Raw genomic sequence first — 10,323 nt, forward strand, 5'->3', positions numbered from 1 at the left:
CCCACCCGTTCCCATCCCGAACACGGAAGTTAAGCCCTCCAGCGCCGATGGTACTTGGGGTGAAGACCCCTGGGAGAGTAGGTCGTTGCCAGGCAGAGAGACCTCATCTTTCAATGAAAGATGAGGTTTTTTATTGGTTTAAAAAATGTGATCATAGAAAGTATTCCTTAGAGAGTCGCAAATACTCATTCCAAACGAGAGCAGATTCACGGTTGCAAGCAATTAAACGATCAATGCCCCTCTTTTTGAAGCTCGAAAATATCTTCATCGATCAAAGCATCTTTTTTGCCTCGCTTTTCTATCTTGACTTTCCATCTATTATTTTTGATCACATCCAAGAAGATTCACCTTTTCATGTATGATGCACCCATTCATCTTGCCGATAATAGCAGCGGAAGAATTTGGGTGCTTTAGTCAAATATATTTATGGGTAATATTGAAAAAAACACCGATATAATCGATCATATTAATTTACAAACTATGGAAATAAAATTTATTACTAATCCAGAAAATAGAGATGTCAAGGTTTGAAATAGGAATATGAAATTTTTTATGTTATGGGTATAAAGCGGGTTCAATGAAAGCTATCCCCATTGGTTATTTTATAGAAACATTCAAATCGGAAAAGAAATGGGTAATGGCTAGAGAAGCCGCACCAATTGCTGAAGAATGAATTCCTAAGTTAGCAAAGCGAATTCTTACCTTTTTTCGATGAAATGCTAAAGAGTTATTTTCAATTGCTTGATGAATGGGTGAAGTGATCCACTTTTCTGCTTGCGCAAAACGGTTGCCAATAATAATCAGTTCAGGATTGAATACGTGCATGATATTACATAAACCAATCCCGAGATATTGCCCGATCTCATGAAATAGTTCAATGGCTTCTTGGTGTCCTTGACTAGCCAAATCGATCAACGTCTCAATATTCCATTTTTCTTCGGGTAAAGACAAAAGGAGTGAATGGGCTTTTGCATATTCTAAAAGAGCGATTTCAGAAGCATAGACTTCCCAACATCCTCGATTTCCACATCGACATAACTTGCCGTTTGGGACGATGATGCAGTGACCAATTTCACCTGCAAGTCCAGAATTTCCTTTGTATAAGGTGTTGTTAAAGATAATTCCTGAGCCGATGCCAATTCCGACACTAAGATAAATGAGATCAGACACGCCTTTACCAGCACCTAGAAGATGTTCGCCGATGGCTCCTGCATGAGCTTCATTTAAAACGAAAATGGGGAGGGAACACTCGGAAGAAAGCGCTTGCTTTAGATCGACTTCTCTCCATCCTAAATTTGGTGCAAAAAGAATCGTACCATCTTCAGAACATAGCCCTGGAATGCCAATTCCAACGCCTACGATGCCATGTCGACTTTTAGGAACCTGGTCCATTATCAATCGGATCGACTGAATGATTTGTTTGGCAACCGAAGAAAGAGATCGATCATTTAAATATGTTTTTTGCTCAAGGACAATATTCCCTTGTAGGTCAGTTAAAACGGTCAACAGGTAATTGACATTCAGATCAATTCCAATCGCAAAGCCTGCTTTTTGATTATACAAAAGCATCACCGGTCTTCTTCCACCACTGGAACGGCCGGGGCCGATTTCACTTACGAACTCTTCTTCGATTAATTCCTGAACGATCGAGGACACTGTTCCTTTATTTAGACCGGTTAGTTCAGAAATTTGAGCTCGAGAAATCGGATGCTTTTGCTTGATTGTTTCTAAAACAATCGATTTGTTAATTTTTTTTACCAAGTATTGATCTCCAGTAATTGGCACTGAAATCACTCACCTTATTGTCACTTTTTAGTCTTTCGATTTAGATATAAATTTTTTTATTTGTCTTGCCGAGAATGTTGTATTCGTATATTCTACGAAATAGATAATGATTTTTCAAATAATAAAAAGGAGGTACATTTAACAAACACGGTTGGGTCAAATATAGAAAAATGTCACAAGGAGTTAAATAAAAAATTCCCTCAAAACGGAAAGGAGGAAGTCTGCTACGAAACATAGAGTCCATGTCCAAGATGAAAGAGAAGATCTTGAGACAAAACCTCATATGTAGTGATCATTGAGTCGGGAATTGGCGACTGTGTTACCAAACCGTCACCGCTGTCTGTGCGATCTGACACATGTAATCAGGAAAGATGGACATGGATATTTTTGTTTATGTTTTCAGTAGCAGAGAGTGTTATGCGTAAAGGAGTTGTCTGTTTAGGAGAAGCACTAATCGATTTTATTCCCTTGAATCGGGATAATGTAATCATGCAAAAAAGTCCAGGAGGAGCACCTGCCAATGTCGCTGTAGGAATCGCTAGACTGGGAGGAAAGAGTGTTTTTTTAGGAAAGGTAGGAAATGATTCGTTAGGTAAGTTTTTAAAAGAAACATTAGAAGAAAATCAAGTGGATGTACGGTATCTGTATTTGTCGGATGCGGAGCGAACAGGAGTCGTATTTGTAAGTTACGATGCAGATGGAGACCGTCAGTTTGAATTTTACAACTCCAAAAGTGCCGATCAATATTTACAAGAAGATGAGATTCAAGAAGAATTGTTTCAAAAAAACAAGATCCTCCATTATGGCTCCATTTCACTGATTCATGAACCGGCATACTCCGCTACCCAAAAAGCAGTAGCATTGGCCAGAAAAAATGGGATGTTGATTTCGTTTGATCCAAACATTCGACTAAATTTATGGGGAGATGCCCAAAGAGCAAAACAAGTGATATGGGATCAAATGAAACAAGTTGACTTATTAAAAGTGTCAGATGAAGAACTTTGTTTTTTAACTGGAGAAGAAGATTTGTCGCAAGGCATTCAAGCATTAAAAAACTGGAATATTTCTTTAGTCGCTGTTACATGTGGTCCGAAAGGCAGTTATTTATTTTTTCAGGACACACAATTGTACATTCCAGCTCACCCAGTAGAAGTCGTAGATGCAACAGGAGCAGGAGATGCATATATGTCCGCCATGCTTTATTGTATCAATGAAGCAGATCAAAGGTTATCTGAACTTACAATCAAAGAAATTGAATCTTTTGGTAAAGTGGCGAGCCAATCAGGTGCGTTTGCTGTTTCGAAAAAAGGAGCCATGACTGCATTACCATATGCTAAAGAGATTTTTGGTCATAAATAAATAGATTATGTACAAATATTGATCATTTTATTGATAATAGTTAGTTCGACCAATAGACAAACTAAGTTTGGTATGTTATGATAAACAGGACATTAGAAATAATCGAATAATTGTAAGCGATTAATTGTAAGCGGTTAATTGTAAGCGTTTCATAATAGCGGTTACAACGATCATTTCCGGTTATTGGATTGAGGGAGAGTGGCTAAAGATGGGGTGAGAGAGATGCACAAGTGGTTAAGACGTTTAAAGATGGGCATGTTGGCCATAACAGTTGGTACCCTCATGACAGGTTGTAAAATCTTGATTACGGGTCAGGAAGTAGCCAAGCAAGCCAAGAAAAAAGACAATCAGATTTTGATCGGATTTTCGATGGATACACTTCGGGAAGAGCGTTGGCAAAAAGATAAGGCGATTTTTGAACAGAAAGTGAAAGAATTAGGCGGAGATGTAAAGACATTATCAGCCAATGGAGATGACAATCTGCAATTAAGCCAGGCGGAACAGCTTATTTCTCAAGGAGTGGATGTGCTGGTTGTCAATCCACATAACTCCAAAACTACAGCAGCGATTGTAAATAAGGCGCATAAAGAGGGAATCCCTGTCATTGCCTATGACCGTTTGATCATGAATGCGGATGTCGATCTATATGTCACTTTTGATAATGTCAAAGTGGGAGAATTGCAGGCGAAAGCAGTTGTTGATCACATGGCAAAAGAATCAAAAGGAAATATGGTTTATCTCGGTGGAGCCGATACAGACAATAATGCCAAATTGTTCCGTGAAGGAGCTATGAAAGTACTGAAAGCAGAGGAATCAAAAGGAAAAATCAAGATCGTATATGATCAATATACGAAAGACTGGAAGCCGGAAGAGGCTATGAAAAATATGGAAAATGCTCTGACAGCGAATAAAAACAATGTACAGGGTGTAGTTGCTGCTAACGATGGAGTGGCTGGTGGAGCGATTCAAGCCTTGTCCGCACAAGGCTTGGTAGGAAAGGTGCCTGTTTCTGGCCAAGATGCAGATTTGGCTGCATGTCAGAGAATTGCAGAAGGTAAGCAGACCATGACTGTATACAAGCCGATCAAAAGCATTGCTTCAAAGGCAGCGGAATTGGCTGTCGCTTTGGCAAAAGGTGAAAAGATCGAAGTGAAAAATAAAGTGCATAATGGGAAAATCAATGTTCCATCTGTTTTTCTTGAACCGGTTGTTGTAACAAAAGACAACTTGGTACAAACAGTCATTCGTGATGGATTTCATCGGATGGAAGAAGTTTATAAAAATGTTCCGAAAGATCAATGGCCCAAGTGATTGGAATAGATAGGTGATGGATCGATGTATGCCTTAGAAATGGTGAATATCACCAAAGAATTTCCCGGAGTTAAGGCTCTTGACCGTGTCAACCTGAAAGTGAAAAAAGGAGAAATCCATGCATTATGTGGGGAAAACGGGGCAGGAAAATCCACACTCATGAAAATATTAAGTGGGTTATATCCAGCAGGCACATATTCAGGAGAGATCCGCATCCTTGGCGAGAAAAAAGAATTCCGCAATATTAAGGATGCGGAAAAGGCTGGGATTACGATTATTCATCAGGAACTGGCCCTGGTAAAAGAGTTGAGTGTCGCTGAAAATATATTTTTAGGTACAGAGCCAGCAAGATATGGGGTTATTTCTTGGGATGAAATGTATTATCAGGCAGCTAAGTGGTTAAAAGCAGTCGGACTGGACATTTCTCCACATCGAAAAGTAGGTACACTGGGAATCGGTCAACAGCAATTGGTGGAAATTGCAAAAGCGCTGGCCAAAAATGCTGAGATTCTGATTTTAGATGAGCCAACGGCTGCACTAACAGAAACAGAAGTGGATATATTAATGGGGATTTTGGAGCGATTGCGCAAAGAAGGTGTCAGTTGTATCTACATTTCACACAAATTATCTGAAGTATTTCGATTAGCTGATAAAATCACAGTGTTACGGGATGGGCAGACAGTTGGTACATTTCAAAAAACAGATGTGGATGAAGATCGCGTTATCTCCTTGATGGTCGGAAGAAATTTAACGGAGTATTATCCACGAGTAGAGCGTACACCAAAAGAGACTGTTTTGGAAGTGAAAAATTATACGGTATGGGATAAAGAACAAGCGAATAAGAAAGTGATTGATCATGTCAGCTTTGCTGTTCGAAAAGGCGAGATTTTGGGAATAGCAGGTTTGATGGGAGCAGGAAGAACAGAACTGATGCTTAGTCTGTTTGGTGCTTATCCAGGACGAAAAGAAGGAGAAGTGTGGATTGAAGGAAAGCAAGTAAAGATCAAGTCGATTCGCGATGCGATTCAAAGTGGGATTGCATTGGTGTCTGAGGATCGAAAACGATATGGCCTGGTTCTGGAAATGAGTGTCCATGATAATACCATTCTTCCCAATCTTGCTCAAATCAGTAAATGGGGGATTATTGACGAAATAAAAGGTTACAAACATAGTACGCAATATGCCAAAGAATTGAAAACGAAAACGCCTTCACTAGAAACACCTGTCGGTTCTTTATCTGGTGGAAACCAGCAAAAAGTGGTTTTGGCAAAATGGTTGATGACAAAGCCAAAAGTGCTGATTTTGGATGAGCCTACACGTGGAATTGATGTCGGAGCAAAATATGAAATTTATCATCTGATGAACCAATTGGCCGAACAGGGAACAGCTATTATTATGGTTTCATCGGAGTTGCCGGAAGTTTTGGGAATGAGTGATCGGATCTTGGTGATGAGTGAAGGAAGGTTTGTCAAAGAGTTAGACCATCGTGAAGCAACCCAAGAAAAAATCATGCAGGCGGCGGTGGGAGGGAAATAAAATGGCTTCAACTGAAGGAGCGATCAAAGACCAAGTCACTCAAAAGCCAAATGGAATCAAACAGCTGATTGGCCAGATCGATATTCGCGCTTATACCATGATAGGTACATTGATTATCATTTGGCTTTTGTTTGGACTGTTACATGAAACCTTTTTAACCCCAAGAAACTTATCGAATCTGTTTATACAAATGTCAGTAACTTCTATTCTGGCAATTGGTATGGTATTGATTATTGTGGCTGGACATATTGACCTGTCTGTCGGTTCGCTTGTTGGTTTAACGGGAGGAATTGCTGCCGTTTTAAGTACGTCTTATGGTTTGCCTTTATGGGCAGTCATATTGATTACACTTTTAGCTGGTGCATTGATCGGATTGTTACAAGGTTGGCTAGTTGCTTATGGAGCGATTCCCGCGTTTATTGTGACATTGGGTGGAATGATGGCCTTTCGCGGTGTTTTATTGGGAATGACCAATGGAACGACCATTTCTGTTTCGGATCCTGCTTTTTTGATGATCGGTGATGCATATTTCACACCTGAATTTGGTCTGTTTTTAGCAGCCTTGGCCATTTCGGCAATTGCCTACAGCGTTTGGCATAAACGTAGATCCCGGCTGAAATATGGGTTTGATGTTCAACCCATGAGTATAGATATTGCAAAAATTGTTTTCTTCAGTGTTATCATTATTGCATTTGTGCTTACAATGAATGCTTACATTGGTATTCCTTTCCCATTTATCTTTGTCGTTTTATTTGCGCTCCTGTTTCATTTTATTGCGAATCAAACGTCGTTTGGTCGGCATGTTTACGCCATTGGTGGAAATGTAGAAGCCGCCCGTTTATCCGGGATCCCGATTCAAAGACGTACAATGATTTTGTTTGTACTTAGTGGGCTATTGGCAGCAGTTGCAGCCATTATCCTAACTTCTCGCCTAAGCTCTGCAACAACCAATGCTGGAACGATGTATGAATTAGATGCGATTGCTGCCTGTGTCATTGGTGGTACGTCATTAATGGGAGGAAGTGGCACCATTTTCGGGGCGCTGATTGGAGCGCTTGTCATGACTTCGCTGGATAATGGTATGTCACTGTTAGGATTGGAGACGTTCTGGCAATATATCGTAAAAGGAGTCATTTTGGTATTGGCAGTAGGATTGGACATCTTAAGCCGAAAGAAAAAAGCTTAATCGGGTTGATTTGCGTTTTCATACGGAAATCTGCCCTTCTTATAACCTATATAACCCATGATCAAAAAGAGGAGGAACTAGTATGGCTGAATATTTTAAGAATGTAAAGAAGATCCAATACGAGGGAAAAGATTCAAAAAATCCGCTAGCCTTTAAATATTACAATCCCGAAGAAAAAGTGGGAGACAAAACCATGGAAGAGCATTTGCGTTTTTGTGTCTCCTATTGGCATACGTTTACAGGTAATGGAGCAGATCCGTTTGGTGAACCAACATTGGTAAGGCCGTGGGATCGATTTAAAGGAATGGATTTAGCCAAAGCACGTGTTGAAGCGTCATTCGAGTTTTATGAAAAACTGGGCGTTCCTTTCTTTGTATTCCATGATAGAGATATGGCTCCTGAAGGCGAAACACTGCGTGAAACGAATAAGAATCTGGATGAAATCGTGGCGCTGGTTAAGGAATATATGAAAACAAGCAAAGCGAAAGTCATTTGGAATACAGTTGCTCTGTTTAAACATCCGCGCTTTGTTCATGGGGCAGCAACCAGTCCAAGTGCAGATGTGTTCGCTTATGCTGCAGCACAAGTGAAAAAGGGATTAGATGTAGCCAAAGAATTAAACACCACTGGTTTTACAATGTGGGGTGGACGGGAAGGTTATGAAACACTGTTAAATACCGATTTGGCGTTAGAACTGGATAATCTGGCACGTTTCTTGCAAATGACAGTGAATTATGCAAAGGAGATTGGCTTTACAGGACATCTTTATCTTGAACCGAAGCCAAAAGAGCCTACCAAACACCAATATGATTTTGATGTAGCAACAACGATTGCCTTCCTGCGCAAATATGGATTGGAAAAACACTTCAAATTTAATATTGAAGCCAACCATGCTACACTCGCTGGACATACGTTCCAACATGAACTGCGAGTGGCCCGAATCAATGGAATGTTTGGCTCTATTGATGCAAACCAGGGTGATCTGTTGCTCGGATGGGATACAGATGAATTCCCAACAGACATTTATGAAACAACATTAGCAATGTATGAAGTGCTTTTAAATGGCGGATTGGGCGACGGTGTACTCAATTTTGATGCAAAAGTAAGACGGGCTTCGCTTGATCCAGAAGATCTGTTCCATGCTCATATCGCAGGAATGGATGCATTTGCAAGAGGATTAAAAGTAGCACATAAATTACTGGAAGATCGTGTCTTTGAAGATTTCATTGCTCATCGTTATCGCAGTTACAAAGAAGGCATTGGACTCGATATTGTAACTGGAAAAGCCGATTTCCGTTCACTGGAAGCTTATGTGTTGGATAAAAAAGACTTTGAGTTGGAGTCTGGAAGACAAGAGTATCTCAAGTCCGTATTGAACCAATATATCTTGGAAGTAGAATAAAACAAAACAACCTGTTCTCCTGATAGTCTTACCAGGTCATATGAATGAAGGGTGGCAACGAATGGATGCCACCCTTATGTATGTGTTTATGGTTTTCTATAAAGCGGAAGTGTAGGTTCCTTGCGGAATGACTGTGATGGTACAGAAGTCCTCACGGAGGAAGGAAAGCTTCACGAAGCGCAGGAGACACATATCCATATTTTCGGTAGTTTGATAATGTAAAGAGTCGTTTTAAACATGGAGTAAGTCCCACACTTGTTTGCTGATTAAAATCATCGTCATCGCAATAAATAAAATCTTGACATAAGCACTTCCTTTTTTGATGGCCATATTTGATCCCATCCAGGCACCCAAGATCATGGAAATCCCCATGGCTAAACCATATGTGTAGTGAACTTGATCCATATATATGAACATGGCCAGAGCAGCAATATTGCTGGCAAAGTTAAGTACTTTTGCATTTCCTGCCGCCTTTACGAAGTCAAATCCAATCAGTAAAAAGCTAAATAGAAGGAATGAACCTGTTCCTCCGCCCATAAAGCCATCATAAAAACCGATTAGCAAGGAAGCAAAAGCGATAAATGTTGCAGATTTTACCGATAAACCTTTAAAAGTAGAGTGGGTTCCCCAATCTTTTTTTATCAATGTGAAAATGGTAACAATCACTAATAAGGCGACAATAATCGGTTTAAGAAAATCAGGCGGGATCTGTTTGACGATATAAGCTCCTGTGATTGAACCAAGCAGAGAAAGTGGCATGAGATATAACGTAAGTTTGAAATGGATTTTCCCTGACTTCATAAAAGATATTGTGCTGGTCAGGGATGCCATGGTACTTGCCAGTTTGTTTGTTCCAAGGGCAACAGATGGTGGCAATCCTGTTGCGAGTAAGACAGGAATGGAAATAAGTCCTCCGCCTCCCACAACTGAGTCGATAAAAGCAGCAATAAATCCGGAAACGATCAGAAATAATAAGATGGATAAGTTCAAATCTTCCACTACTATGTCATCTCCTGTTTAATAGATATAAGGATTTTTTCAGGATCTTGCCGAATCTGAGATCGAACATTTTCTATTGATGGATGCGGAAGTAATATATCCCAAGATGGGTTAAAGCCAATGAATGGATACAACTCTGGCAAGTATTTGAAGAGGGTATATAAAATCATTTCCCATAATTACAAAATTATATATGAAATATTTACAAAGTAGCAAGGTAAAGAGAAGAATTCATCATATGTATTTTCGTTGTTTAAGTGTGCAATGAAATTGAAATAAATTTAAAGTTAGTAGAATATAAAGGATTGTCCCATTTTGTAAGGAAATGCTTGTCTAATAGAAAGGAGAGAGTAAATAGATAGGGTAGATTCTATTTTCATCGCTTAGATCGTCTCTTATCTGAAAAAATGAACCATATGGAATAAAATCATTGACTAGATAGTTTTAAGCATGGTAAAATAGGCCCTGTTGCTGATGCGACATATAGAAAAAGATATGATGATCTTGGAATAAAAAAGATGTTGACATGAAGGATTAAATGTGATAGAGTAATAGATGTCGCTGCTCAAAAAAAGCGAGTGACAAAAAGTGTTCCTTGAAAACTGAAGAGTGAAGCATGACCTCGTTGATTCGATAGAGCAAATCAAACTTTTTTTGGAGAGTTTGATCCTGGCTCAGGATGAACGCTGGCGGCGTGCCTAATACATGCAAGTCGAGCGGGGTTATTTCCTTCGGGAAATAACCT

Annotated in this window: 7 protein-coding genes and 2 rRNA genes; 7 read left to right on the forward strand and 2 right to left on the reverse strand. The window is 39.7% G+C overall.

Annotated elements, in window-relative coordinates:
* Positions 1–94: ribosomal RNA gene (gene rrf / locus BMZ78_RS17835) — 5S ribosomal RNA — on the forward strand; the annotation flags it as partial.
* 503 nt (positions 95–597) lie between these two features.
* Here the strand turns inward: rrf and BMZ78_RS17840 are convergent.
* Positions 598–1,785 carry an ROK family transcriptional regulator gene (locus tag BMZ78_RS17840; RefSeq protein ID WP_093231745.1) on the reverse strand — a complete coding sequence of 396 codons (1,188 nt, stop codon included), beginning with the start codon at positions 1,783–1,785 and terminating at the stop codon, positions 598–600.
* A 417-nt stretch (positions 1,786–2,202) separates the two neighbouring features.
* Between BMZ78_RS17840 and BMZ78_RS17845 the strand changes: the two genes are divergently transcribed.
* From BMZ78_RS17845 to xylA, 5 genes are all read left to right on the forward strand, one after another.
* Positions 2,203–3,144, forward strand: coding sequence for an aminoimidazole riboside kinase (locus BMZ78_RS17845; RefSeq protein ID WP_093231746.1), 942 nt, complete (start codon positions 2,203–2,205; stop codon positions 3,142–3,144).
* Between the two features lie 282 nt (positions 3,145–3,426).
* A complete protein-coding gene (gene xylF, locus BMZ78_RS17850) occupies positions 3,427–4,455 on the forward strand; it encodes a D-xylose ABC transporter substrate-binding protein (RefSeq protein WP_425263952.1) in 1,029 nt (342 codons plus the stop codon).
* A gap of 24 nt (positions 4,456–4,479) precedes the next feature.
* Positions 4,480–5,991, forward strand: coding sequence for a xylose ABC transporter ATP-binding protein (locus BMZ78_RS17855; RefSeq protein WP_093231748.1), 1,512 nt, complete (start codon positions 4,480–4,482; stop codon positions 5,989–5,991).
* Between the two features lies 1 nt (position 5,992).
* A complete protein-coding gene (locus BMZ78_RS17860) occupies positions 5,993–7,177 on the forward strand; it encodes a sugar ABC transporter permease (RefSeq protein ID WP_093231749.1) in 1,185 nt (394 codons plus the stop codon).
* A gap of 82 nt (positions 7,178–7,259) precedes the next feature.
* On the forward strand, positions 7,260–8,579 hold the full coding sequence (gene xylA, locus BMZ78_RS17865) for a xylose isomerase (protein WP_093231750.1): 1,320 nt from the start codon (positions 7,260–7,262) through the stop codon (positions 8,577–8,579).
* A gap of 231 nt (positions 8,580–8,810) precedes the next feature.
* On the opposite strand, the gene BMZ78_RS17870 is transcribed toward xylA, so the two are convergent.
* Positions 8,811–9,578: a sulfite exporter TauE/SafE family protein gene (locus tag BMZ78_RS17870; RefSeq protein WP_093231751.1), complete on the reverse strand. Its 768-nt coding sequence runs from the start codon at positions 9,576–9,578 to the stop codon at positions 8,811–8,813.
* 651 nt (positions 9,579–10,229) lie between these two features.
* Between BMZ78_RS17870 and BMZ78_RS17875 the strand changes: the two genes are divergently transcribed.
* Positions 10,230–10,323, forward strand: a 16S ribosomal RNA gene (locus tag BMZ78_RS17875); the annotation flags it as partial.

The sequence above is a fragment of the Thermoflavimicrobium dichotomicum genome, assembly GCF_900114055.1.
Classification (GTDB): domain Bacteria; phylum Bacillota; class Bacilli; order Thermoactinomycetales; family Thermoactinomycetaceae; genus Thermoflavimicrobium; species Thermoflavimicrobium dichotomicum.

Excerpts from the sequence above, each read along its gene's own strand:
- BMZ78_RS17855 (WP_093231748.1), top strand. The coding sequence starts at position 4,480 with ATGTATGCCTTAGAAATGGTGAATATCACCAAAGAATTTCCCGGAGTT.
- BMZ78_RS17860 (WP_093231749.1), top strand. The coding sequence starts at position 5,993 with ATGGCTTCAACTGAAGGAGCGATCAAAGACCAAGTCACTCAAAAGCCA.
- BMZ78_RS17845 (WP_093231746.1), top strand. The coding sequence starts at position 2,203 with ATGCGTAAAGGAGTTGTCTGTTTAGGAGAAGCACTAATCGATTTTATT.
- xylF (WP_425263952.1), top strand. The coding sequence starts at position 3,427 with ATGACAGGTTGTAAAATCTTGATTACGGGTCAGGAAGTAGCCAAGCAA.
- xylA (WP_093231750.1), top strand. The coding sequence starts at position 7,260 with ATGGCTGAATATTTTAAGAATGTAAAGAAGATCCAATACGAGGGAAAA.